Below are 23863 nucleotides of genomic sequence, written 5' to 3' on the forward strand. Positions count from 1 at the left end.
ATTAAGTTTTAAAAAGTGCGTTGAACTCTTGGATTATTATGATAAGATAGAGTTGTCTAATAAATAGTCAATATTTGTCAGACGTACTTTATGTCACATGCTTTGCATGAGGAGGTAGGCTGATAATGTTAAACTTATATGTTGCACCAAGTAGCGCATCTAGTCGGAAGGCTCGGGCTTGGTTAAAAGATCATGACATTCCCTTTAAAGAAAGAAACATTAATTCAAAACCATTAAATGCTGCCGAAGTAAAACACATTTTACGGTTAACTGAAAACGGGAGTGAAGACATCATCTCCACTCGTTCTAACATTTTCAAGAAGCTGCACTTAAACTTGGATGACTTGTCCTTAACTCAATTAGTTGACTTACTGGTTAAGTACCCAGATTTAATCAAGCGGCCGATTATCTTTGATGACAAGCGGCTCGAAGTGGGTTACAACGAAGAAGAAATTCGTCGTTTCTTACCACGCAGTATTCGGCAAGCAGAACTCAAAGAACTAGAAGCAAAATTAAGTTAATAATTACTATGGGCGCCTTGTATAAGGCGTCTTTTTGATTGGAGTAAACTCATGATTAAGTTGATTGCGTTGGATTTAGACAATACCCTCTTAAACTACCAAAAGCAGATTAGTCCCGCAAACGAACGGGAACTGCGGCGCTTACATGAAGCGGGAATGAAGGTCGTACTCTGTACTGGGCGTCCGATTAACGCCATTTGGAATTACATTGAACAACTGGGACTAACAGAACCAGAGGATGCCACCATCACTTTTAACGGAGGGTTGGTGCTTGATAACACCACCCGCAAAGTGTTGGCTCAACGGGGGATGAGCAAGCAAGCCTTACAACCTTTGTACCAATTTGCGCAGGAGCAGGGCGTTCCGTTGGATGTGCTCGATTTTGACCGAGTTTATCCAGTTAATGATCTGGGCAGTTCGATTTATCGCGATAAGTTAAACGGAAAGATCGACTTTGAACCCCGTTCGTTTGTCGATTTACCGGAGCAAGAGTATGCAAAGGGCATCCTTGCCAATACTTCCGCTGAACTAGACCAGTTACAACGAGCTTTACCGGATTCCGTAAAACAACAATATCACATCGTCCGTTCGCAACCCGAAATTTTGGAATTTTTACCACCGAAAGTGGACAAAGCGGTCGGATTAGCAGATCTCTTACACCACTTTGGTTGGGATTTTTCAAACCTGATGGCATTTGGAGATGCAGAAAACGATGCTGGCATGTTAGAGAAAGCAGCTGTGGGAGTCGCAATGGGTAATGCTTCTCCAGAAATTAAACAAATTGCAAACTACATCACGACGACGAATGACGCAGACGGGGTAGCGGTCTTTTTAAGTCAATATTTTCCAAAGGAATAAACGAACTTTTTCGTTGAAAAATATCCTAAAATAACCATAAACCGAAAATCATCCCAAAAAGTGGTTGACTTTATGACTTTTTCCTGTATATTTAGAAAAAACGCAAAGGAGACCCATCATGAAACCAACGATGAATTTTACGAACAACGTCTTATTCTTGAGCTTAATTAACGAAATTATTATTCGTTAGTGAGGTCAAGCATTTTGGACTGACCTCACTCGCTTGAGGCCAGTTTCTTGTTCGCTTACAGATTCATCGCATAACAGCGCTGGTTAGTAACTTAACCGGCGCTGTTTTTGTTTTAAGATAGGAATTCTGACACCATTATGGGAGGGAATCACAAATGAAGAAGGCACGACGAAAGACAACCGAACCCACGCCCACCAATTGGAAGGGTTGGGTATATCAAGTTTCCCAAGGAGTTTCCAATACGATTTTAGCTGTTTTAGGGATGGGGTTATTACTGAGTACCCTCGGAACCATGTTGCATTGGCAACCGCTCAACGAAGCCGGTTTGATTGGACAACGGTTATTAGCTCCTGCATTGGGAATGTCCGTAGCGGTCATGCTCCGAACAACCACGTTGGTTACTGGTGCCACCATGATTGCCTCGACGGTGGGAGCCAACTCGGTGTACTTTACTACCGCTCCGGTTGCCAAAACCATGACGGCGACCAGCTGGGTGGCTCCCCAAGCAGCTGGATCGGCCATCTTAACAATTGGACAGCCAGTGTCGGCCGTGCTAGCTGCAGTGGTTGCTGCTTTAATTGGAAAATGGTTAACGGGTAGAACCCCACTTGATTTGGTGTTGGTTCCGCTTGCGACGGCCTTAACTGGTTGTATTGCTGGACTGGGATTTGCGGCTGTAACCACACCCGCATTGAACTGGATCAGTGAACGGTTGGCAGATACGATGCAAATCAGTCCAATTGTGGGTTCAATGGTAGTGGCCGCCGCTTGGTTCTTGTTCCTGATGACGCCCGCTTCTTCTGCGGCCTTAGCCATCGCCGTGCAGCTTGATCCGAAGTCTGGTGGGGCAGCCATGATTGGGACCACCATCGGGTTCGTCATCTTTACCGCGATGTCGTTTAGAGAAAACGATTGGGGTGGCAACATTGCCCAAACGCTGGTAACGCCGAAGGTGCAATTTCCAAATCTCTTGAAACGACCCCTGTACGCGGTAGGTCCGCTGCTCATCGTAATGGTGCTGGCTCCGATTGCCGTAGTGGGCTTTCATTTTCAGGCACCGTACACGATTGCCGGATTAGGGTTGAACTCCTTGATTGCGCCGCTCTGGTACTGGGCAAATGACAAGACGGGTCTGGTACTGTTACTGGTCTTTGGAGTGTTAATTCCGGCCTGCTTGGGCTTTGCTTACTACCAACTATTGAAGCTACTGGGGAAGACGGCACCAGCCGATCTCCACTTAGAAGAAGTGTAATCCAACTAAAAAAGGACTGGAAAACTTTTTCCAGTCCTTTTCTCATGTTTAATTGAAGAGTTGTTTAAAGTGATCCATAAAGACCTGGAGGTACCGGTCCTTATCCACGGCCACCGCAACTTTAACGTTCGGGTTCGGGTCGTTGAGCCGCGCTTTGTCACCAATTGTCCGAGCGTAGTAAGCATCGTGCTCGGTGGTCACCATCATGTTCATGTCGATTGTGGTTACAAAACTAGGGTCAATGGCAACGCCGACGGCCAGGGGATCATGTAAAGAGCAACCACCGAGTTCAGGGTAGAGGTCCGCGTAGACGTCGATGTAGAAGTCCACAATGTCTGCCATCTTACTTCCCGCTTCGGTAGTCCGCCATTGGCTCGTTTCGTCCTTAGTCAGCAGGGTTCTGAGGGTCACGTCTAAACCAACCATGGTGACGTTTAGGTCACTGGTAAAGAGTTGGTTGGCAGCCACAGGATCTTGTTCCACGTTAGCTTCAGCCACGGGGGTCACGTTCCCCGGTACCGTGAGGGCTCCGCCCATGATGGTGATGTTGCCAATTTTTTTCATGGTTGCTGGGTCTTGTTCCCAAGCAGACGCAAGATTTGTCATTGGACCCGTGGCTACGACGGTCAATTGGTCACCGTATTCTTGGGCAGCGGTTAAGAGAAAATCCACGCCGTCCTGGGTGGCCACTGGTTGGGTGGGAGTTGGGAGCTCCACTTCTCCAATTCCATTTTCACCGTGAATCTGTGAGTTAACGTCAATTCGTTGGTAGTTGTGATCTAACGGATTTTGGTGACCAATGAACACCGGAACGTCATTGGCACCCACGAGGTGTAAAATTTTCAGGGCATTTTGGGCGGCCCGGTCGGCTTCGATGTTCCCAAAGGATGACAGGATTCCAATTAATTCAACTTCAGGATCAGCCACGGCATAAGCAATCGCCATGGCGTCGTCAATCCCCGTATCAACATCTAAAATCATTTTCTGAACACTCATGCGTTAACCTCCACTAAATATCAGTTATTTACTCTTATAATACTGGAAAAAACGAGTTAATACAACTTGAAATTAGTTAAATGCGAACAAAAAGCGGCTATCACTTGATAGTCGCTTTTAGAAGCATCTGTTAGTTAAACATGTATTCCGCGATAATCTTATTGACTTCGGGATTTTCGTGGAGCATGGAGTGTTGGGCTTGTTGCGGGTCACCGTTATAAACGTAGAGCTTGTAACTCTTCACATGGCCACGCACTAATTCTTTCATCTTAACCACATCTCGAACGGGAATCAGACCGTCACTTCCGGTATTGCTGACGTTTCCACAGAAGTTTAGAATCTGCAGGTTCTTAGGCAAGTTCGTGATGTTGGGGTCCTTTAACGGATAGGTGTTCGCCATGGAAACGAAGTGCACGACTTCCGGTTGATCCGCTGTTTTCCGGTACTTAGTCAAGTAGTCATAGATAATTTCGCCTCCAGAGGAGTGTCCGATTAGGTTAACCTTGTTAATCCCGTAGTTCTTCTTCAGGTAGGCCAATAACTGCGGCATGTGGGTTGCTTCGAATGCTGGCTTATTGTTAGTTTGAAAGTTCGCTTGAATGACCGGATTATTTTTCCCGATTTTATTGAACTGCTTAACGGTGCTAACTTTCCCATTGTCCTTGATGTAAACCTGCAGGGCCTTCGTAGCGGCTCCGTTTTTATCCCAGGAAGATACCATGTAATCAGAGGTAATGTAGTTTCCCCCTAATCCGGGAATGAACACCGTGGCGGTCCGGGATTGCTTGACGTGGTAGTTAGATGCCTTTTGGGTGTTATACCACCAGCCACCGAATCCGGTTCCAACGACTAATAAAAAGATGAGAAAAATAAATGTCTTCTTGTGTTTCATGTTAAAATTCCTTTGTAAATAAAATTTAGTGAGGACGGATAAGAATGACCAACGATGTCTATGATATCACAATTATTGGCGGGGGGCCCGTCGGAATGTTCACGGGTTTTTACGCCGGATTACGGGAAGCTAAGGTTCAAATTATTGAAAGTTTGGAACAGCTGGGCGGTCAAGTGATGGCCCAGTATCCCGAAAAGAACATTTTGGATGTGGCCGGCTTTGCTGGGGTTAGCGGCCGGGAGCTCGTGCAGAATCTGGAAGCGCAGTTGTATACAGTGCCAGAGGTCGAACGCCATCTGAATACGAAGGTGACGAACGTGATCAAGCACGAGGATTACTTTGAAATTGAAACGACCCAAGGAACCAGTAAGAGCCGAGCGGTTATTTTGGCTGCTGGCAATGGTGCCTTTCACCCTCGAGAATTGCGGGCAGAAAACGCGGAAGCAGAAACCGGGAAGCACCTGTTTTACGGGATCTCTAATTTAAGTCGTTTTGCTGGCAAAGACGTACTAGTCGCCGGGGGCGGGAATTCTGCCGTCGACATGGCCTTGATGTTAGAACCGGTAGCCCATCAAGTTACCTTGATTCACCGACGCAACGAATTTCGGGGATTGGAAAAGATGGTCCACCAACTGGAGGCATCTTCGGTTCAGATTGTGACGCCTTACCTGATTCAAAAATTGAATGAAGTTGATCACCGGCTCCAGGTGGAAGCAAAACGGATGAAGACGGACGACGATTTCATCACGATGACGGTCGATGACGTGGTGGTTAACTATGGCTTTATTGCTAACAATAAGGACCTGGAGGCCTGGAACGTGCAACCAGAATTGGAACACTCCTTGGTCAAAGTTAATCGCGAGTTAGAAAGTAGCGTACCGTTACTCTTTAGTGTGGGTGATCAGGCCATTTATCCCGGCAAGGATACGCTAATTGCTACGGGCTTCGGGGAAGCACCGCTGGCCGTGAACACGATTATGAAACGCCTTTACCCAGACCGACGGCTTCCAATTCACAGTACGTCGTTGAAACGCTAGAAGGAGTGACCAGCCAGATGTTTACAGACAGTGATTTTAAGGTATTTGACGCATCCACGTTGAACGAACGGATGGAACAAATCCGGACCGTGTTGGATCCTCAATTTGAGGAAGTGGCGCAGGCCTTCTTGCCGATCTTAGCAGCAACGGGCGAAACGTGGTACGCGCACGTTGCCAAACACCGGATGCGAACCACTAATCCACCTGATAATACCTGGGTGGCATTTTCAACGAATCCCCGTGGTTACAAAATGTTGCCCCACTTTGAACTGGGTTGCTGGGCCGACCACTTGTATCTATATTTAGCGGTTGAAAGTAACATGAAACCCAAACACACGAGCACAATCGGTCCCAAGTTACAGGACTTGGCTCCGTTAGTAGCCCAGTTACCGAGTGAATTTGTCCTGAGCGCCAACCATATGGTGGAACAAACTTTACCAATTGCTGACTACGAACAACTAGTTGAGCGATTCCAGCATGTGAAAGCCGCGGAGGTCTTAATTGGGATTCAAATTCAACGAGGGGATTCACGGTTCGGGACCCCACATTTGCTTGCTGATTTAGAACAGACGTTACAAACCTTATTACCGTTATACCAACGATTGCATTAAAAAAACATTCCCAATTACGGGAATGTTTTTTGGTTAGGAACGATTATTTTTCCTGGTTTGAATCCGGATTTTGAATCTGAATTCTACTGGTATCACTGCGAGGTTCGTTAACTTCTGGGGCATCAGTCTTGTAGAGCTTTGTGGTGTCCTTTTTACCGTTGGTATCAAAGAGACTCTTTGACTTATCGCCTAATTGATTTTCGGTTCGTTTTTCATGACTAAGACCGTTTGAGTAGTTAAACTTCGTCGGATCAACCTTTTGGAAGCCATCGGGATGGTAGAACTGCAGTAAATTTTGCTGGTTCAAAGTATCGGATAACGATAGTTCGGTGTTAACCTTCTCTTGAATTTCCTGTAGTTTTTTCTTTAACTTCTTGTCCGGATGGATGACTTTGCCGGTCTTAGAATCATAGATGGTTCCGTCAACCGAAGTGTATTCCGGTGAGACCCAATCCTTATTCCGGAAGGCGACCACCTGATCGTGCTTGGCGGAGAAGAGGTCTGTTCCAAACTGAATGTACTTCTGGGAGTTAATTCCTAAGAGGTGCATCAATGTCGGTAAAACGTCAATTTCACCGCCGTAGGTGTGATCTACGTAGCCATTGTTAATGGATGGTGAGTTAATCATGAACGGGACCCGTTGCAATTGGGCATTATCAAAGTTATTCCACTTCGATTCACTCTTACCCAGTAATGGTGCCAGAGTTGGGTTTTCGGAATTAGACAGTCCGTAGTGGTCTCCGTAAAGGACCACGACCGTATTCTTAGCGAGACCGGTCTTATCGAGGTAGTCATAGAATTCTTTAATTGACTGATCTAGATAATGGGCGGTGACAAAGTAGTTATTAACGGCGCTATCATCTGTATCCGGGGCCTTAATTTTATTATCCTTGATGTCTTGATCATCAAGCTGGTACGGGAAGTGGTTGGTAACCGTGATGTACTTTGCGTAAAACGGCTGTTGTAGGTGTTGCAGGTATTTGATGGAGTCCTTGAATAGCAACTTATCCTTTAGTCCATAACCAGTGGCTTTGTCACCGGTCGTATCGTAATAACTGGCATCAAAGAAGTACTGGTAGCCAAGGTTCTTGTAGGTATTGTTCCGGTTCCAGAAACTAGCCACGTTTCCGTGGAAGACAGCCGAACTGTAACCATCTTGACCAAGAATTGCAGGCGCTCCTTGGAAGGTATTGTCGCTTCCTAACTGGGCAAATAAGGATCCCTGTGGCAAGCCGTAGGTGCTGGTTTCTAGCATATTTTCGGCGTCAGAAGTTTTTCCCTGACCAACTTGGTGGAAAAAGTTATCGAAAGCGTAAGTATGATTACTGTTGTAGATTTGGTTTAAGAACGGAGTGACTTCCTTACCGTTGATTTTTTTGTTAATTAGAAATTGTTGGAAGCTTTCCAGGTGAATGACTACCACGTTTTTACCCTTTAACGTCCCAAACATGTTGGGGTTGGGTTCGGCGTAGTGGGCATCGGTAAACGCCTTCACGTTGTAGATTTCAGCCTTGTTGGCCTGGGAACGGAGCTCGTTTGACTGGTGCGTCTGAAAGGCATCATAAGCCGTAAAGACGTCTAAGCCTAAGTACTTAACCAAGTAATTGCGGTCAAATGCTCGGGTCAATAGTTGAGGACGATCCATGTCCGCTAATGTAATGTTAAAGGTTAGAAACAATGCTCCAATGGAAAAAACCGCAAAGGCAAACCGATTGGAAAGGCTTTGCTTATCAATCTTGATAACCCGAAACAGGAGTAGAAAGATAACAATGATGATGTCTAACCAGTAGAAAACGTCGTGGGGCATCGTGAGCGCCAAAGACGCGCCACTCAGTCCTTGATCGACCTTGGAGTATCCGGTCATCGTGGACACGGTCATAAAATCGGTGAATTCCCTAAAGTAAATCACGTTTAAATAGAGAAGCACGGTGTCAATGATGTCTAGAAGTAGGATAGCTGGATAAAAAAGTTTGGCCGGTTTAAAGTAAAATGCGAGCCCAAAGATTAGGATGGTCGTGGCAATTGGGTTAATGAACAGTAGCAAAAATTGCAACGTTCCCTCGGTTCCCAACGCAAAATCCGCAAAGTAGGCGTAAATGGTTTTTAACCAGAATAAAGCAATTGAGAATACAAAAAAGCCAACTCGAGTATTAACCTTGGCTAGAATCTGTTTTATGAATTTCAAAGGTAAGATTCCCTTCATATTAGTTCGATAACATGCCTTTAATGATAGCAGACTTTGAAATTAAAAAACACTAAGGAAAGTATAAGAATACCGAAGCGTGGGGGAGCGTGATATACTTAATTAAACGAGAAAGAGGATGAATGCATATGGCCAAATTTACATTATACTTAGTGCGCCACGGACAAACGTACTATAACGTCTTCAATAAGTTGCAGGGATGGAGTAATTCACCGTTAACCCAGCAGGGAATTGATGACGCTGTGGCCACCGGCAAACGACTTAAGGACATTAAGTTTAAAGCTGCCTACTGCAGTGATTTAACGCGAGCCCAGAAAACGATGTCGTTACTGTTTGACCAAAACGAAACCTTTAATTCAATTACGCCAATTGTGTCGCCATTTTTCCGGGAGGAATTTTACGGCTACTTTGAAGGCCTGAACATGGACGAAGTTTGGTACCAAGCCGGAGCACCCCACGGAGCCAAAACTTTTGCTGAAATTATTGACCAGTATGATATGAACGTGGCCAAGGATTTCTTAAAACAAGCCGATCCATTTCACATGGCTGAAAACGCAGAGGAATACTGGCATCGCTTGCAACAGGGTTTAGATTTGATTACCAGTAATCCAAACATTGAGGACGGAGACAGCGTGTTGCTCGTGAGTCACGGGAACACATTGTTAAGTTTGGTCGATCGCTTTTCACAACCAGGACAGTTTGACCTCCGCACGCGACCGGCGAATGGTAGCATTACGAAATTAGCCGTCGACGGCGACCAGCTGACGGTAACAGACTATAACAAGTAGGGAGGAATGAGGTTGGTAGATCAAGTAGATCACGCCGCTTTTTACAAGACATGTAATGAAGATAATTACATTTTTCGTATCGGGGAAGTCAGTAAAATGACGAATGTTTCTCCGCGCCAGTTACGCTACTGGGAACAAAAAGGCTACATTCATAGTGAAAGAAACGAAAAGATGGCGTCGCGAGTGTTTAACCACGAAAACTTCATGATGGTTAAACTAATTAAATTTTACCTAGATCAAGATCACTCGCTGAGTACGGCCTTTGAAAAGGCCCAACACCACATGCAGATTGTGCGGTCGACCTACGCCTTCATTTTAAAAATGCACCATGGACTGGTCCAAAAAGACGGACACCAGATGATTGACATGGGTTATTTTAATAAGGAGCATACGAAACGACTCTACGGGTATCTTGATGAAAATCAAGAAATTGTCTACACGGTTAGTGATATCGATGAGGCACCGAAATCAGCAGAATAGTAATGGAAAAAGCAGCCGACCTACATAAGGGAATCGACTGCTTTTTGAGTTGATTGAACAAAAAAAAGAACAGCATCAAAGCTGTTCTTTTTAATTATGAGCGGTCAAGGACTTGAACCCCAATCTCACGGACAAAGAGCCCGTTGCTCTAACAGTTGAGCTAACCGCTCGTTTCATTACTCTTATAGTATAGCATGGGTAGTTTAGTTTGGCTACCCTTTCTAATCGTTTTTTCTTTTTTATGGAAGGTAGCCGTCAAAAAAGATTGACACCTGTTAAAAATGGTGGTTTAATCAATGATATTAAAAACGGAAAGGAACTAGGATGATGAACGAATTGATGCAAAAATTGATGTCCTCCTCTAACTCTACTTGGATTGTGTGACTCTAAGTAAGGTTAGTTTGGGATGCCTGGTTAGAAGTTCACGGAATTACTAGCCAGACCATCAGTTGTTCGAATCCTTCCTACGACTCGTTAAGCAAAGGCCCTGGTTAGTAACTACTACTAACTAGGGCCTTTTTGTTTTTTATGATAACGAATGACAAAGGAGCGAGAAAGAAATGGCAGAACAAAAATTAAAGCGGAGCATTGGACCTTTTACCGCGCTAGCGATGGTAATGGGGACTGTCATCGGGGGCGGAGTTTTCTTCAAGATTGCCAGTGTGACAGCCGCAACCCATTCCGTTAGTTTGACTCTATTGGCTTGGGTGGTTGCCGGGATTTTAACCATTTGTGGGGGATTAACGGTTGCTGAACTAGGAGCCGCCATTCCAGAAACTGGTGGGAGTGTGCAGTACATGCGTCATACCTACGGACCTTTGAGTGGATTCTTGTTGGGTTGGTCGGAAATGCTGATTTACGTCCCCGCTAACATGGCCGCTTTGGCGATTATCTTCGCCACCCAAGTGGTAATTCTATTGCATTTGTCCACATCGCTAGTGGTGCCGATTGCGATTGTGGTTGTGGTGACGATTACCTGTTTAAACCTATTGGGGGCGAAGGTGGGGGGAACAGTCCAATCGTTAACCTTGATTTTTAAACTGATCCCGGTTTTCTTAATTGTGATTGTGGGATTATTCATGCCCGGTCATGTGGATGTAACCTTCTTTCCGGTTACCCCCACGGATCACTCGAACGTGATTACCGCCTTTTCGGGAGGATTATTAGCTACTATGTTCGCCTACGAAGGTTGGATCAACGTGGGAGACATCGCTGGTGAAATGAAGAACCCCAAACGGGATATTCCCAAGGCCGTGGTGCTGGGATTAACCTTTATTATGATCATTTATGTATTGGTAAACTGGGTCTTCTTGAAAAACATGCCGATTAGTCAAATCGCCGGGAACCCGAACACGGCTGCCGAGGTAGCGGGCAAATTGTTTGGAAATCTCGGAGGTAAGTTAGTTACGATTGGAATCTTGGTTTCGGTATTTGGTACCATCAATGGTTACACCATGACGGGAGCGCGAATTCCGTACGCTTTAGCCAAACAAGACTTATTACCGTTTAGTAACCTATTCCAACGCCTAAACCGGGCAGCGGCACCGTTTGTAGCCAGCTTGTTTATCCTGTTGATTGCTATTATCATGATCTTTTTAGGCAGCTTTGATCTGCTGACTGACATGTTAGTGTTTGTAATGTGGATCTTTAACTGTTTGCTATTCCTGGCCGTTTTCATTCTTAGAAAGAAAGAACCGCTTTTGGAACGGCCGTATCGGGTGCTTTGGTACCCGATTGTTCCCGCCATTGCCATTTTAGGTGGTCTCTTCATCGTGGTGACGACGTTGATTAACCAAACGGGATTAGCCTTTGCTGGATTAGGTATTACCGTAATTGGCGTGCCGGTTTACTACCTGCACCGTTACACGACGCGGAAAAAAGCCCAACAATAAACGTCATTAATTAGAAAAGCCTGCCGTTTCTCCCATGAGAAACGGCAGGCTTTTTGTTTATTAGTAAAAATTTACGATGCTGATAAGCTTTGTTACTATCTATTAAAGAAGTCACTGAAGCGCATGATGAGCAGGACCACCACGACCAAAATCGCCGTAATCACAATGGTAATCTGCCAAGCCAAAGGACTATCCATGAACGGCAGTTTGACGTTTTCACCGTAAAATCCAAACACAATGTTGGGGACCGTCAGGACAATCGAGAAGACGGTCAGAAATTTCATGGTCGTATTTAGGTTACTATCTAGCAGGTTTGAGTAGGCACCCGCAACTTGTTGAGCGGCTTGATTCGCCATCTGTGCCATGGAAAGCCCTTGTTGAATTTCGACGATGACGTCATCTAATGCATCGTTATCATCATCAGATAGCGTTTTGCCCAGCTTGCGTTTAAGCATGGTTAACATATCGTTGTTAGCCGACAGTGAAGTTAAAAAGTAAACCAGGTCCGTCTGCAGGTTCAACAACTGGTTAATCGCTGCTTTATTAGTACGCCCACGTAGATTTCGTTGGATGCTGGTCCGAATACTGTTAACGTGATTAATATAATCGAAGTATTGAATCGCGAGTTGGTACATCGTTTTCAGCACAATGTCTAAAGGAGAGGCGTTGTCCCGCTGTAATTGGGGTAGTTTATCGACAACGGAGCGAATCAAGGGGTTCACAAAGTTGGTTTGGTTAGCCGTGAAGGTAAACAAGGTGTTGCCGTGGATAATCAAGCCAATTGGTTCGGCAGCAATATCACCGTTGAATCGTGTTGGTTCGGCTACGTCAAAGATAATTAATAAAATCTGTTCGTCGTCGTAGTATTCCATCCGCGGGCGTTCATGGTGGTCCAACGCGTAATAGAGCATCTCAGTGGTGAGATGGTATTCTTGCTTTAACGTTTTTTTCTCGACGGGGAGACAATCAGTGACCTGTACCCAGTTGATGTTTTGATTAATTTTGTCCGTTTTAATCATGTGATTGCCTCCCTTTTATGCACTATCTTCAATTATAAGCGATTCTTAAGTAAATGTTTACCATCTAGCCCGATTTTCTTAGGATTTACAGTCAAAGTGTAATTAAAAATTAATTTCAATAGGGTATAATGAAGAATACAAAGGAGTGCAGATAACCATGAAACAAAAACCAGAAAAGTCGGAACGAAGCAGTTTGTGGTATCCATTGATTGCTTTTTTAATTGTCGCCGGGGCGTGTTTAGCGCTTTACGGGACCTATAAAGTTCGGCAACACATGAATTATCAACGGATGATTGCTGCGCAAAAGAAATATGATGAAGAAAATAATCCGGTGTTAAAGCACGAACGCAAGTTTATCAAGCAGGTGGCTGATCCATCCGTGAAACTGTACAAGCAGGATCACAAGGTTTTACCGAGCATCGTGATTGCCCAAGCCATTTTGGAATCGAACTGGGGCAAGTCGAAGTTGTATACGGAAGCCAATAACCCGTTTGGGATTAAAGGAACCTATAACGGTGATTACATTATGTATGAAACCGGGGAATACATTAATCACAAACACATTACTGAAAAGGCTCAATTCCGAAAGTATCCTGACTTACAGTCCGCGATTGAAGACCACAACGAAGCGTTGTACGAAAAGTTCTTAAAACGCGACGATAAGATCACTGATTATCGTGAAGAAGCAAAACTATTACAAAAGAATACCTATGCAACCGATCCGGACTATGCCAATAAGTTGATTCGGGTAATTAAGGCCCATGACTTACAAAAGTACGATCAGGAGGCAATGAAGTAAGGAACATTAAATTGAAACATAAAGGAGATTTCAAGTGCTGGCACTACTAGAAAAGCTGTACGGCCCGTTTTTTGATCTACACAATTGGGAAACGGTTTTAACTTCGGGAAATGACTGGTTAATCATCTTTTCCTTGGTAGTTTTAGAGTGTGTGATGTCGGTTGATAATGCAATTGTTCTGGCAACTCAGACCCAGGTGTTACCCACGAAAAAATTACAGGAAGAATCCCTGTTTTACGGACTATGGGGAGCTTATATCTTCCGGTTCCTAGTAATTGGAGCCGGGGTGTATCTGATTCATTTTTGGGAAATTAAGGTCGTTGGTGCGATTTATTTAATCTACCTCTCGGTCAAATATTTTTTTCCACGGCGGTCTAAGTCGGGGAAAAAGCGGACCGTCAGAGTACTTGGTGATCCACACAGTCGCAAGTTTTTTTGGTGGGTCGTTATTCAAATTGAATTTATGGATATCCTGTTTTCGATTGATTCCGTGTTGGCCTCCCTTGCCGTCTCAAACAACCCGGTGGTGGTGTTAATTGGAGGAATGGTTGGAATATTAGCTATGCGAGGGATTGCCGAATTCATTATGAAAATCATGAAACGGATTCCGGAGCTAAAAACGATGGCGTACGTGTTGGTCTTCATGATTGGAGTAAAATTGTTCCTCTCGATTCCAGCAATTGACATTGAAATTCCCGCCACCTGGTTTGGAATCTTTGTGATTGCTGCGATTGTAGTCACGCTTATTATCCATTTTATCCGTCAAAGGAGGAATTCTAATGGCAATGGAGCTCAATCAAGCTAATTTTACTTCGGCAGTCCAAGGTCCGATGACTTTAGTCGATTTCTGGGCCCCTTGGTGCGGACCATGTAAGATGATGGAGCCTGTATTAGCGCAATTAGAACAAGAATTTAGTGGGCGAGTGAAGTTCGCTAAGCTAAATGTTGATCAGAACCAGGAATTAGCCCAGCAGTATCACGTCTTAGGCCTCCCGAGTTATGTATTATTTGTGAATGGAACCGGCGTCGAAAAGGTGACCGGAGTTTATTCTAAGGAAAAACTAGCGCATTACTTAAACCGTAAGTTAGCAGCAAATAAGTAGGAGATGACCATGCAAACAGAGAAACAACCGCGGCTCCTAGAAGCCGTTTTCATTTTGCTGGGAATGCTCGTCGTCATGGGAGTCGGAATCATTGGCTTCCATTTGACCCCCGTCGTTCCCATTTTAACCGTGATTTTTGTTTTGATGATTTGGGGAAAAGTGCGCGGCTTTTCCTGGGATGAGATTCAAGAGGGGATCGTGGTTGGCGTGCGTAACGGGATTATCCCGTTGTTTATTTTTCTATTAATTGGAAGCTTAATTGGAGTTTGGATCATGGCCGGGGTCATTCCGACTCTAATGGTTTACGGTTTCCACATTCTGAGCGTCCAGTGGTTCTTACCCTCGGTCTTTCTGATGTGTGCCTTTGTGGGCTGTTTCATCGGAAGCGCCTTTACGATTATTTCTACGGTTGGGATTGCCTCCATGGGAATTGGAGTCACGATGGGCCTGGATCCCGCGATGATTGCCGGAGCCGTGGTCTCAGGAGCTGTATTTAGTGATAAGATGTCACCGCTGTCCGCCACCACCAATCTGGCATCTGCGATTGCCGGTGATGATTTGTACAGCCACATTAAGAACATGCTATGGTCAACGGTTCCCGCCTTCATAATCTCGTTAATTCTGTTTACGATTTTAGGGAATCATCACCAGACAGCCAGTTTAGCAAAGATTACCCAAACCACTCACATTTTAACCAGTAACTTCCCAGTTTCCGTGTGGATGTTATTGCCGGTGGTCCTGTTGTTAATCTGCGCCTGGACCAAGATTCCTACCATTCCTACTTTATTCATTAACATTACCGTTACCATTATCATAACGTTCTTTACACCCCATCATCTGTCGTTTGCTAAGGTTGCTGACGTGATGGAAAACGGATTTACGATTAAAACGAGTAGTGCCGAAGTGAACCAAATCCTCAATCGGGGAGGAATTAGTTCGATGACCGGAACGATGACGTTGATTATCCTAGCTTTGGCGCTTGGAGGATTGCTGATTAAGTTAGGCATCATTGAAGTTGTAATGACGCGGTTCTCACAACACATTCATTCAGACGGAATGCTAGTGTTAAGCACCGTACTGGCTGCCATCGGGGTCAACCTGTTTATTGGGGAACAATACCTGTCAGTAGTTCTGCCCGGAACGGCCTTTAAAGCCGACTTTAAAAAGTCCTATTTAGCTCCAGAAGCGCTCGGACGAGCGTTAGAAGATGGGGGCGCTGTGATTAACTACCTGATTCCATGGGGAGTAGCTGGGGTATTCGTTGCCAACACGTTGAACGTGCCAACCCTTAGTTACCTTCCGTTTGTCTTTTTTAGTTTACTGTGTCCGGTCTTCTCAGTTCTAAGTGGATTTACGGGAATTGGCCTCAAACGAGCTCAACAATAAATAATTACCATACTATAGTAGAAACGCCTCAGAATGGGGCGTTTTTTTGTACGCAAACAGGGTTTGAAGTTAGTGGATCCGATGCTCATTTAAAACGTTACAAGTCATAACAAGCATTGATTTAAAAAAATATGCAAAAAAATTGTCATTTTTGTCAAATACCTTGACATAATTTTAGTAATAATTGACATATTTCTATGCCAGTCTGATGGGAATCAGCTACCCAAGGAGGTAGTTAAGTAACAAAATATGTCTACAATGTTGCGATGTTACAAAAATCTCATTTTTGGTAACCATTCTGTAATCTTTCTGTAACACTTACCCTTTAGTATAGCTATTGTTGATTGAGACGAGGTAATCGTCCTTCGAATATTCTAGTAACACGACCTGTATTTTACATTTTCTATTTATAAGGAGAGATTTATTTTATGAAGTTAAAAGGTCTTAAGTCCATCGCTGCAGTTGCAGCCGTATCAGCCGGAGTTTTATTAGCTGGTGCTTCTCAAGCTGACGCTTCCACTAAGATCACTGTTCAATCCGGTGATACGCTTTCACAATTAGCTGAAACTTACGGAGTTTCTGTTGATAGTTTACAAAAAGCTAACAACATCAAAGACATTAACCGGATTTACGTTGGTGAAGTTTTCGTTGTTGGTGATAACGGTAACGTTAAGGTTGCTAGTGCAACGAGTGAAGAAGCTAAGACTGCTGCTCCTGCTCAACCAGTTGTAGCCCAAGCTAACGACAACGAACAAGCTGCTGCTAAGCCAGCTGCTCAAGCTAGCCAACCAGTTGCACAACCTGCTGCAGCTCAAACTCAACAAACTAGCCAAGCTGTTGAAAAACCAGCTGCAGCCCAAACTACACAAGCACCAGCTGCAACTGCTTCAAACAACAACGCTGCTGTTGAAAACGATGGCTCATTAGACTCAATTGCTGCCGTTGAATCAGGTGGTTCATACACTGCTCGGAACGGTCAATACATTGGTAAATACCAATTATCTGCTTCATACTTGAACGGTGACTACTCCCCAGCTAACCAAGAACGGGTTGCTCGTCAATACGCTGTTAGTCGTTACGGTTCAGTTGCCAACGCCGTTGCTTTCCGAAACGCCCACAACTACTGGTAAAAAGTTGTTAATTAAATAATGCCCATCTTGATGGGGTGTACCCTAGGATTTAGAGATTCGTCTCTAAGTCCTAGGGTATTTTTTTGGTCTTTTTTACAAGTTTTTAGCTATTTACACCAGTTGATGAAAGCGCTATCTTTAAGTGGGGTTGAGTTAATCCTAGCTTACAAAAATGCTGAAGTTTTTGTAGTGGATTGGTAAGAAAGTCGAGGCAACGTAATGGAAAAATATCTAATGGGAATTGACATTGGGACTTCGAGCACTAAGGGCCTGCTTTTGACCACCACTGGCAAAATCATTAAACAAGCAAAGAGTTCCTATCCAATCAACACTCCTCATGCCGGCTGGGCGGAAGGAAATGCCACGGATTGGCTGGAAGCGGTAACGATGGTGATTCACCAACTCGCTCAAGTAATTGATCCAGACCAGTTAATTGGGATTGGTTTAGATGGGCTCTATGGGGGTTCTGGCGTTCCAGTTGATGAAGCTAATCAAGTTTTAGGCCCTGCTTTAATCTGGATGGATCGCCGGGCAACCCAGCAGGTTCAGGAAGTTTACAATCGTGTAGACCAAACAGAGTTAATGAAAACAACCGGAAATTTAGCTGATCCGTACTATGGCTATCTTAAAATGATGTGGATTAAAGAACATCAACCAGAGCTGTATGCGCAAACGGCCCGGTTTTTACCACCAGAATCATACGTAATTAAAGAGTTCACTGGTTTAGAAAGCATTAACTACTCGGCCGCCGGTAACCTGGCGGGGATTTTTAACATTAATTCGGACCAGTGGGATCCCGCCTTAGCCAGTCAGTTAGGAATTGATTTATCTAAATTGCCGACTAAGTTAGTGGCAAGTACAGAAGTGGCTGGTACGGTTTTACCAGAATGGGCGGAACGATTAGGCGTAAATGCTGGAACTCCCATTTTTAATACGGGAGTAGACGTTGGACCGGCGACGGTCGGAACCGGGGTCTTTGGTCCAGGTTCAGTTACGATTGCGATTGGGACGTCTATGAACGCGGCGCTTGTGACTGAGCAGCCACTGTTGGACCGGAATCTAATCATTTGGCCGTATGCTTACGAACCTCGGAAGAATTACTACAACTTTGCGGGAGCTAATACGGCCGGAGCCATCGTGGCTTGGTTTACGCAGGAATTTGCGACGGAAAACTCAGCACGGTTAGATGAACTGAGTCAAGCAGTTCCAGTTGGAAGTAATGGTTTGACCGTGTTGCCGTTTTTCATGGGCGAGAGAAGCCCCCTGTGGGATTCAACCGTGAGAGGAACTATTCTCGGGATTTCTCTAAGGACCACTGAAATTGATCTGTACAATGCCTTTCAGGAAGCAATTGCCTTTTCGGTACGACAGAGCATTGAACAATTTGGTGATCAAGTGGGCGACGCCATTACGGTGGTTGGCGGTGTCAGTAACTCGACCAAAATGTTGCATTTAATTGCGGACGTTACCGGTAAGACGGTGAAAACCACGCAATCGGGTGGTGAAGCAGACTTAGGCAGTTCCATGTTGGCCGGCGTTGGAGCGCAGGTCTTAGAGCCAGCGACGGCACAGCGGTGGGCGCAAATTGACGAAACGGTTGCTCCTGATAAGGAGAAACATTATTTATATGATCGTTATTACCAAAAGTATCGGGATGCTTATCGGACGGTGAAACCGTATTATGAAAAGTTTAGTGAGTTAGATTAAAAATTATAATTAGGAGGATTAATATCATGGTTGCAATTTTTGCTAGTCCATCGAGATACATTCAAGGAAAAGATGTCTTTTTAAATGCACATGTTTATTTAGATAAATTAGGGAAGCACGTGTTATTGATTAGTTCTGATAACATTATGACTATTGTTGGTAATCAGGTTCGGGATGATTTAGAGCAACACGGCTTCCAGGTTACTTGTCCTGGATTTCATGGTGAGGCTTCGGATGAAGAGATTGAGCGGTTGGTTAAGGCTGGTCAGCAAGCAGACTGTGATTTAATTGTCGGACTAGGGGGCGGTAAAACTGTCGATACGGCGAAAAATGTAGCCAATCAAATGAACGTAAAAGTAGCTTGTTTACCAACCACTGCTTCTACGGATGCCCCTTGCTCAGCTTTATCGGTTATCTATAATGAAGATGGCACGTTTAAAAACTATTCATTTTATGATCAAAATCCTGATTTAGTGTTAGTAGACACCAACGTAATTGCTCATGCACCGGTAAGAACTCTAATTTCGGGGTTAGGGGATGCGATGGCAACTAACGTCGAAGCCCAAGATGTGGCGAAAGACCATGCTAATTCGATGGTTCGTGGATCACAAACTAGCGCGGCACTAGCAATTGCGGAAAAATGTATGGATAATTTGTTTGCATATTCTGCTGCGGCCATTGCCGCTGCTAAGGCTCAATCCGTTACGCCTGCTTTAGAAACGATTACAGAAACGAATACATTGTTAAGCGGATTAGGATTTGAAAGTGCTGGGTTAGCAGCGGCTCACGCAATTTATGATGCTTTTACGGTACTTCCTGGTGAGAGTCAAACCATGCTACATGGTGAAAAGGTAGCTTATGGAACATTGTGTGAACTAGTTTTGGATAATGCTCCTTACGAAAAACTCGATCAGTTCATTGATTATTTCCAAGCGGTGGGACTACCAACTACCCTAAAAGATTTACACATGGATAACTTTACTGAATCTGATTTTCTGGAAGTGGGAAAACAAGCAACGATTCCATCAGAAACCATTCATAACATGCCAATGGATGTTAGCGCTGAAGACGTTGTTGCTGCCATTCTTACGGTTAACCAATATGTATTGGCCAAAGATAAGCATTAAATTAGCTTCATTACAAAAAAACAGCTTTTAATCACCTAGGTAGGTAATTAAAAGCTGTTTTTATTTTATTTAGTTATTTAGTTACGCGAGCTAAGAAATGTTTCTTCTTACCGCGCCGGACAATCACGTACTGACCGTCAAAGTTTGCGGTCGGATCAATCGTAGCATCCACATCCGTGACCTTCGTTCCGTTAACCGTAACGGCGCCGTTTTGCACGTCCTCACGGGCTTGCCGTTTAGAGCTATCCACGCCCATTTCCAGCAAGAGATCAATCACGTTATGGGGACCAGCGGTGATTTCCGTAGTTGGAACGTTGTTAAAGGCTTGACCAACTTCTTCAGTGCTTAATTCTTGCACGTTACCGGTAAAGAGCAGTTTGGCAATCCGTTCTGCGTTTTCAACGGCTTCAGGGCCATGCACGAACTTAGTTACTTCTTCGGCTAACCGGCGTTGCGCAGCCCGTTTCCATGGTTCGTTTTTAACCTGTTCGGTCAACTTGTCAATCTCAGCCTGGTCCAAGAATGTAAAGTATTTCAAGTATTTAACGACATCACGATCATCTTGGTTAAACCAGAACTGGTAAAATTCGTAAGGCGAGGTTTTTGTGGGATCGAGCCAAACCGCACCACCGGCGGATTTTCCGAACTTAGTTCCGTCAGATTTTAACATCAATGGAATCGTAAGTCCGTAGACCTTGGTGTCTAACCCACGTAACTTGTGGATTAAATCAATTCCTGCGGTAATGTTTCCCCACTGATCGGCACCCCCAATTTCTAGTTGCACATCATATTTTTCGTGCAGGTGGAAGAAATCATAGGCCTGCAGGATTTGGTACGTAAATTCCGTAAAGGAAATTCCTTGGGATAAACGGCTAGCGACAACTTCCTTATTCAACATGGTGTTGATGTTAAATAACTTCCCGTAATCCCGCAAAAAGTCGAGTAAGGTCATGTTTTTTGTCCAGTCGTAGTTATTGACGATGTGCGTGTTAGGAGCATTGCCAAACAGTTTTTCCATCTGCGCAGTTAATGCTGCAACGTTTTTTTGAACCTGTTCCTTAGTTTGTAATTGACGTTCAGTTTTACGACCGCTGGGGTCACCGATGGAACCAGTAGCCCCACCAATCACGATGTACGGATGGTGACCAGCCCGGGCAAACCGTTCCATGATCATGAATGGAATTAAGTGGCCGATGTGCATACTATCGCCTGTCGGATCAACCCCACAGTAGAGGGCAATCGGATGTTCGTTGATTGTTTCCGCTAATCCTGCAGCGTCGGTTTGTTGATTAATGGCACCCCGCCACTGCAAATCTTCAATGATATTCATATAAACCTCCTGGGTATTGAAATTAAGTTAGGTAAAGTGTTTGTAATTGTTTACGTTCGGCTGGTCCCATTCCTAATTCATTAGTGAGGAATGAGTCTAATCCACCATATTGTTCGTTAATGGTGTCCAGCGCCGCGTCTAAAAAGTCCATGTTGACAGTATAAAGAGCTCGCAAGCTGCGAATGGCAGTCTCTGAAAAGCCGTTTTTGCGGGCTTTTTCCATCTTTTGGTCAACAAGTGGTTTTACTACTTGGTTAGTCAGAATGTAATCTTGCTTGATGGTATCTAAATCAACCCCTAAAGCATATAACAGAAAGACTGCGGCCATTCCGGTTCGATCTTTTCCCGCTGTACAGTGAAAGAGCACGCCACTATCTGTCTGGTTGTTTTGTAATAAAGCTTGGAAAAAGCGATGGTAGGCTTGATGGCAGCCATCATTTTGGACCATCCGTTTGTAAACGGAGACCATGTGATCGTGGCCGTAGTTCGGATTATCCTCTAACATTTGCCGGAATTCCTCTGGATCCTGGGAGTTGTCGGTTCGGTCTTCGTCAAAAACCGGATTAAAGATGTATTCGATCTGATCATTCTGGTGATCAAGGAAAGCGTCTGGAACGGCCGAACGTTCTTGACCAGAGCGCAAATCAATGTCATAGCGGACGCCATAGGCCTTTAAAAAGTTCAGGTCGGCGGCAGTTAGCGTGCCTAAACTTCCAGAACGCAGTAATTTGTGCCATTTAATGGTTCTGCCGTCGGTAGTTTGATATCCACCCAACTCACGCAGATTTTCGGTTGAATTAAGTTTAATGATGCGTTCGTTTTTCATCTGATTCACGTCCTTTGCTCGATTATCGTAATGTCTTCATTATATCACTGACAGATTCGTGAAATGAAGCATAATAATAGTTTACAAACGGACCTGAGTGCACTAGGCTTATTGTAATGAACAAACGAAGGGGAATGACACTGATGGAAATGACAGAACGCCAATTAATTCAAGAAATTTTAAACACGGTTGATGTAATTTATGACTTTGAAAACGTGGATGAAGATACCAAAGAATATACCCTGTTAATCAAGCGTCAAACGGGAGATGTCCGTGATTTAAACGTCATTAATGACGAAATGAAACACTACTTTAACGAAGCTAACTTTGACTACCAAGAAGAAGTAGAACCAGCTGAGATTGACTGTGACATTCGAGTTCAAATCAAACGTTAACTTGGAAAGTAAAAGGTGGGAAATTATTTCCACCTTTTTTTGTTTGATATTTGGGACCTACCAGCATGTGACTTAGCTTACAAAGGTTTGATGCTATCCTGTGAATAAAGAAAAATTCAGATTATCTGAATATAGGGAAAACCCTGTAAATCGGTTTAATGATTGGAATCACTCAATAGATAGCGAACAATGGACCCAAAATATTTAAAATTTCGCAAAAAAAGTTTGTGAAATCGTTTTCATTTTTGCTAAAATGCGTTATACTTAAAATCGTTAAAAGGAATCGGAAAATGATTCATTGGAGGTTATTAATTATGAGTGCGTTAGCTTTATTAGTCGGGATTATCCCCGTGATTGGTTGGGGGTTCTTCCCCACGGTTTCTTCTAAAATTGGTGGTAAACCAGCTAACCAAATTTTAGGGGCAACCATCGGTGCTTTGATTGTCGGATTTGTGGTCTTCTTGGTAACTGGTTGTGGCTTCCCAACGGGACTTAACTTATTCCTAGGAATCTTATCGGGATGCGGTTGGGGCTTTGGTCAAATCATGGCTTTCAAAGGTTATTCATTGATTGGATCATCCCGGGTAATGCCAATTACCACGGCCTTCCAGTTGATTGTAACAGCTCTCTGGGGTGCCTTTGCTTTAAGTAGTTGGCCTGGAGTTGCTAACAAGGTCATCGGAATGATTGCTTTGGTAGTGATTATCATCGGGGCAACTTTGACCACTTGGAACGAAAACAAGGAAAATACCAATGCTGCTGCTTTACGGAAAGCCATCATTTACCAATTAATTGGTGTGATTGGTTACTGGCTCTATTCCGCCGCTCCTCAAGTAGAAAACTTGAAGTGGGCCGAAGGATTCATTCCACGGACGGTTCCAATGAGTGGATTACAAGCATTTCTTCCCCAAACCATCGGGATGGTATTGATTGCCATAATCTACTGCTTAACGCAAGTCGGTAAAGAAAACGTCTTCAAAGAAGCAACTTCTTACAAACAAATTATTGCCGGATTCTTCTTCGGAATTGCCGCATTAGCTTACTTAGTTGCTGCTCAACCAGTTGAAAAGGGTGGCTTAGGGTTATCCACGGCCTTCGTGCTTTCCCAAGTTAGTGTAGTAATCGCTACGTTAACCGGAATCTACATGTTAGGGCAAAAGAAGACTCACAAGGAAATGGTTGCTACTTTAATCGGATTAGCTCTGATTATCATTGCTGCCGCCGTTACGGCCTTCTTAAACTAATTAACTACCATTAAAATCCTTAAACCAATCTGGTTTAAGGATTTTTTTTGGAACGACAAAAAGTGCTTACGAAATAG

General features: G+C 44.2%; 23 protein-coding genes and 1 tRNA gene. 17 read left to right on the forward strand and 7 right to left on the reverse strand.

Annotation, left to right across the window (positions count from 1 at the left end; genetic code table 11):
• Positions 1-125: 125 nt before the first annotated feature.
• The 3 genes from spx (at position 126) to M3M38_RS05205 (ending at position 2821) form a co-directional block, all read left to right on the forward strand.
• Positions 126-521 (forward strand): transcriptional regulator Spx, encoded by a 396-nt coding sequence (gene spx / locus M3M38_RS05195; RefSeq protein ID WP_252766690.1) that lies wholly within the window; start codon positions 126-128, stop codon positions 519-521.
• A 51-nt stretch (positions 522-572) separates the two neighbouring features.
• Positions 573-1379, forward strand: coding sequence for a Cof-type HAD-IIB family hydrolase (locus M3M38_RS05200; protein WP_252813802.1), 807 nt, complete (start codon positions 573-575; stop codon positions 1377-1379).
• Positions 1380-1723: 344 nt separating this feature from the next.
• The gene (locus M3M38_RS05205; RefSeq protein ID WP_252813803.1) at positions 1724-2821 is read left to right on the forward strand and encodes a PTS sugar transporter subunit IIC; all 1098 of its coding nucleotides are present in this window, start codon (positions 1724-1726) and stop codon (positions 2819-2821) included.
• A gap of 48 nt (positions 2822-2869) precedes the next feature.
• Here M3M38_RS05205 and M3M38_RS05210 read toward each other — a convergent pair whose 3' ends face one another.
• Together M3M38_RS05210 and M3M38_RS05215 are read right to left on the reverse strand one after the other, a co-directional pair.
• Positions 2870-3817 (reverse strand): nucleoside hydrolase, encoded by a 948-nt coding sequence (locus M3M38_RS05210; protein WP_252813804.1) that lies wholly within the window; start codon positions 3815-3817, stop codon positions 2870-2872.
• 130 nt (positions 3818-3947) lie between these two features.
• A complete protein-coding gene (locus M3M38_RS05215) occupies positions 3948-4709 on the reverse strand; it encodes an alpha/beta hydrolase (protein WP_252813805.1) in 762 nt (253 codons plus the stop codon).
• 44 nt (positions 4710-4753) lie between these two features.
• Between M3M38_RS05215 and M3M38_RS05220 the strand changes: the two genes are divergently transcribed.
• A complete protein-coding gene (locus tag M3M38_RS05220) occupies positions 4754-5746 on the forward strand; it encodes an NAD(P)/FAD-dependent oxidoreductase (RefSeq protein WP_252813806.1) in 993 nt (330 codons plus the stop codon).
• Between the two features lie 17 nt (positions 5747-5763).
• Positions 5764-6357 carry a DUF1054 family protein gene (locus M3M38_RS05225; RefSeq protein ID WP_252813807.1) on the forward strand — a complete coding sequence of 198 codons (594 nt, stop codon included), beginning with the start codon at positions 5764-5766 and terminating at the stop codon, positions 6355-6357.
• Between the two features lie 43 nt (positions 6358-6400).
• On the opposite strand, the gene M3M38_RS05230 is transcribed toward M3M38_RS05225, so the two are convergent.
• Entirely contained in the window at positions 6401-8533 is a 2133-nt protein-coding gene (locus M3M38_RS05230; protein WP_252814872.1) for an LTA synthase family protein, read from the reverse strand.
• Positions 8534-8688: 155 nt separating this feature from the next.
• On the opposite strand from M3M38_RS05230, the gene M3M38_RS05235 reads away from it, so the two are divergent.
• Positions 8689-9348, forward strand: coding sequence for a histidine phosphatase family protein (locus M3M38_RS05235; protein ID WP_252813808.1), 660 nt, complete (start codon positions 8689-8691; stop codon positions 9346-9348).
• Between the two features lie 12 nt (positions 9349-9360).
• Positions 9361-9828, forward strand: coding sequence for a MerR family transcriptional regulator (locus M3M38_RS05240; protein ID WP_252813809.1), 468 nt, complete (start codon positions 9361-9363; stop codon positions 9826-9828).
• A 97-nt stretch (positions 9829-9925) separates the two neighbouring features.
• Here M3M38_RS05240 and M3M38_RS05245 read toward each other — a convergent pair.
• Positions 9926-9998 (reverse strand) — tRNA-Lys (locus M3M38_RS05245).
• A 390-nt stretch (positions 9999-10388) separates the two neighbouring features.
• On the opposite strand from M3M38_RS05245, the gene M3M38_RS05250 reads away from it, so the two are divergent.
• A complete protein-coding gene (locus M3M38_RS05250) occupies positions 10389-11720 on the forward strand; it encodes an APC family permease (RefSeq protein ID WP_252813810.1) in 1332 nt (443 codons plus the stop codon).
• Between the two features lie 95 nt (positions 11721-11815).
• On the opposite strand, the gene M3M38_RS05255 is transcribed toward M3M38_RS05250, so the two are convergent.
• Entirely contained in the window at positions 11816-12739 is a 924-nt protein-coding gene (locus tag M3M38_RS05255; protein WP_252813811.1) for a magnesium transporter CorA family protein, read from the reverse strand.
• Positions 12740-12896: 157 nt separating this feature from the next.
• Here M3M38_RS05255 and M3M38_RS05260 point away from each other — a divergent pair, with 157 nt between their 5' ends.
• The 7 genes from M3M38_RS05260 to M3M38_RS05290 all read left to right on the forward strand — a co-directional run bounded on the left by M3M38_RS05260 (position 12897) and on the right by M3M38_RS05290 (position 19991).
• The gene (locus tag M3M38_RS05260; RefSeq protein WP_252766701.1) at positions 12897-13538 is read left to right on the forward strand and encodes a glycoside hydrolase family 73 protein; all 642 of its coding nucleotides are present in this window, start codon (positions 12897-12899) and stop codon (positions 13536-13538) included.
• Between the two features lie 37 nt (positions 13539-13575).
• Positions 13576-14343, forward strand: a complete 768-nt coding sequence (locus M3M38_RS05265) for a TerC family protein (protein WP_252814873.1) — start codon at positions 13576-13578, stop codon at positions 14341-14343.
• Positions 14318-14641: a thioredoxin gene (gene trxA / locus M3M38_RS05270; protein WP_252766702.1), complete on the forward strand. Its 324-nt coding sequence runs from the start codon at positions 14318-14320 to the stop codon at positions 14639-14641. Before M3M38_RS05265 ends, trxA begins: the two co-directional genes overlap by 26 nt.
• Positions 14642-14650: 9 nt before the next feature.
• Positions 14651-16027, forward strand: a complete 1377-nt coding sequence (gene nhaC / locus M3M38_RS05275; RefSeq protein ID WP_252813812.1) for a Na+/H+ antiporter NhaC — start codon at positions 14651-14653, stop codon at positions 16025-16027.
• 428 nt (positions 16028-16455) lie between these two features.
• Entirely contained in the window at positions 16456-17157 is a 702-nt protein-coding gene (apf, locus tag M3M38_RS05280) for an aggregation-promoting factor (RefSeq protein WP_252813813.1), read from the forward strand.
• A 219-nt stretch (positions 17158-17376) separates the two neighbouring features.
• Positions 17377-18864 (forward strand): xylulokinase, encoded by a 1488-nt coding sequence (locus tag M3M38_RS05285; RefSeq protein WP_252813814.1) that lies wholly within the window; start codon positions 17377-17379, stop codon positions 18862-18864.
• Positions 18865-18890: 26 nt separating this feature from the next.
• Positions 18891-19991 carry a glycerol dehydrogenase gene (locus M3M38_RS05290; protein ID WP_252813815.1) on the forward strand — a complete coding sequence of 367 codons (1101 nt, stop codon included), beginning with the start codon at positions 18891-18893 and terminating at the stop codon, positions 19989-19991.
• 73 nt (positions 19992-20064) lie between these two features.
• On the opposite strand, the gene tyrS is transcribed toward M3M38_RS05290, so the two are convergent.
• Entirely contained in the window at positions 20065-21321 is a 1257-nt protein-coding gene (tyrS, locus tag M3M38_RS05295) for a tyrosine--tRNA ligase (RefSeq protein WP_252813816.1), read from the reverse strand.
• Positions 21322-21343: 22 nt separating this feature from the next.
• On the reverse strand, positions 21344-22147 hold the full coding sequence (locus M3M38_RS05300) for a tyrosine-protein phosphatase (RefSeq protein ID WP_252813817.1): 804 nt from the start codon (positions 22145-22147) through the stop codon (positions 21344-21346).
• Positions 22148-22290: 143 nt separating this feature from the next.
• Here M3M38_RS05300 and M3M38_RS05305 point away from each other — a divergent pair, with 143 nt between their 5' ends.
• Together M3M38_RS05305 and rbsU are read left to right on the forward strand one after the other, a co-directional pair.
• Positions 22291-22542, forward strand: a complete 252-nt coding sequence (locus M3M38_RS05305; RefSeq protein ID WP_252767506.1) for a hypothetical protein — start codon at positions 22291-22293, stop codon at positions 22540-22542.
• A gap of 314 nt (positions 22543-22856) precedes the next feature.
• Positions 22857-23786, forward strand: coding sequence for a ribose/proton symporter RbsU (gene rbsU, locus M3M38_RS05310; RefSeq protein ID WP_252813818.1), 930 nt, complete (start codon positions 22857-22859; stop codon positions 23784-23786).
• Positions 23787-23863: the final 77 nt, after the last annotated feature.

This window comes from Fructilactobacillus cliffordii (assembly GCF_024029355.1).
GTDB lineage: Bacteria > Bacillota > Bacilli > Lactobacillales > Lactobacillaceae > Fructilactobacillus > Fructilactobacillus cliffordii.

Coding starts and splice junctions, on each gene's coding strand:
- spx (WP_252766690.1), top strand. CDS start 126: ATGTTAAACTTATATGTTGCACCAAGTAGCGCATCTAGTCGGAAGGCT.
- M3M38_RS05200 (WP_252813802.1), top strand. CDS start 573: ATGATTAAGTTGATTGCGTTGGATTTAGACAATACCCTCTTAAACTAC.
- M3M38_RS05205 (WP_252813803.1), top strand. CDS start 1,724: ATGAAGAAGGCACGACGAAAGACAACCGAACCCACGCCCACCAATTGG.
- M3M38_RS05210 (WP_252813804.1), bottom strand. CDS start 3,817: ATGAGTGTTCAGAAAATGATTTTAGATGTTGATACGGGGATTGACGAC.
- M3M38_RS05215 (WP_252813805.1), bottom strand. CDS start 4,709: ATGAAACACAAGAAGACATTTATTTTTCTCATCTTTTTATTAGTCGTT.
- M3M38_RS05220 (WP_252813806.1), top strand. CDS start 4,754: ATGACCAACGATGTCTATGATATCACAATTATTGGCGGGGGGCCCGTC.
- M3M38_RS05225 (WP_252813807.1), top strand. CDS start 5,764: ATGTTTACAGACAGTGATTTTAAGGTATTTGACGCATCCACGTTGAAC.
- M3M38_RS05235 (WP_252813808.1), top strand. CDS start 8,689: ATGGCCAAATTTACATTATACTTAGTGCGCCACGGACAAACGTACTAT.
- M3M38_RS05250 (WP_252813810.1), top strand. CDS start 10,389: ATGGCAGAACAAAAATTAAAGCGGAGCATTGGACCTTTTACCGCGCTA.
- M3M38_RS05255 (WP_252813811.1), bottom strand. CDS start 12,739: ATGATTAAAACGGACAAAATTAATCAAAACATCAACTGGGTACAGGTC.
- M3M38_RS05260 (WP_252766701.1), top strand. CDS start 12,897: ATGAAACAAAAACCAGAAAAGTCGGAACGAAGCAGTTTGTGGTATCCA.
- trxA (WP_252766702.1), top strand. CDS start 14,318: ATGGCAATGGAGCTCAATCAAGCTAATTTTACTTCGGCAGTCCAAGGT.
- nhaC (WP_252813812.1), top strand. CDS start 14,651: ATGCAAACAGAGAAACAACCGCGGCTCCTAGAAGCCGTTTTCATTTTG.
- apf (WP_252813813.1), top strand. CDS start 16,456: ATGAAGTTAAAAGGTCTTAAGTCCATCGCTGCAGTTGCAGCCGTATCA.
- M3M38_RS05285 (WP_252813814.1), top strand. CDS start 17,377: ATGGAAAAATATCTAATGGGAATTGACATTGGGACTTCGAGCACTAAG.
- M3M38_RS05290 (WP_252813815.1), top strand. CDS start 18,891: ATGGTTGCAATTTTTGCTAGTCCATCGAGATACATTCAAGGAAAAGAT.
- tyrS (WP_252813816.1), bottom strand. CDS start 21,321: ATGAATATCATTGAAGATTTGCAGTGGCGGGGTGCCATTAATCAACAA.
- M3M38_RS05300 (WP_252813817.1), bottom strand. CDS start 22,147: ATGAAAAACGAACGCATCATTAAACTTAATTCAACCGAAAATCTGCGT.
- M3M38_RS05305 (WP_252767506.1), top strand. CDS start 22,291: ATGGAAATGACAGAACGCCAATTAATTCAAGAAATTTTAAACACGGTT.
- rbsU (WP_252813818.1), top strand. CDS start 22,857: ATGAGTGCGTTAGCTTTATTAGTCGGGATTATCCCCGTGATTGGTTGG.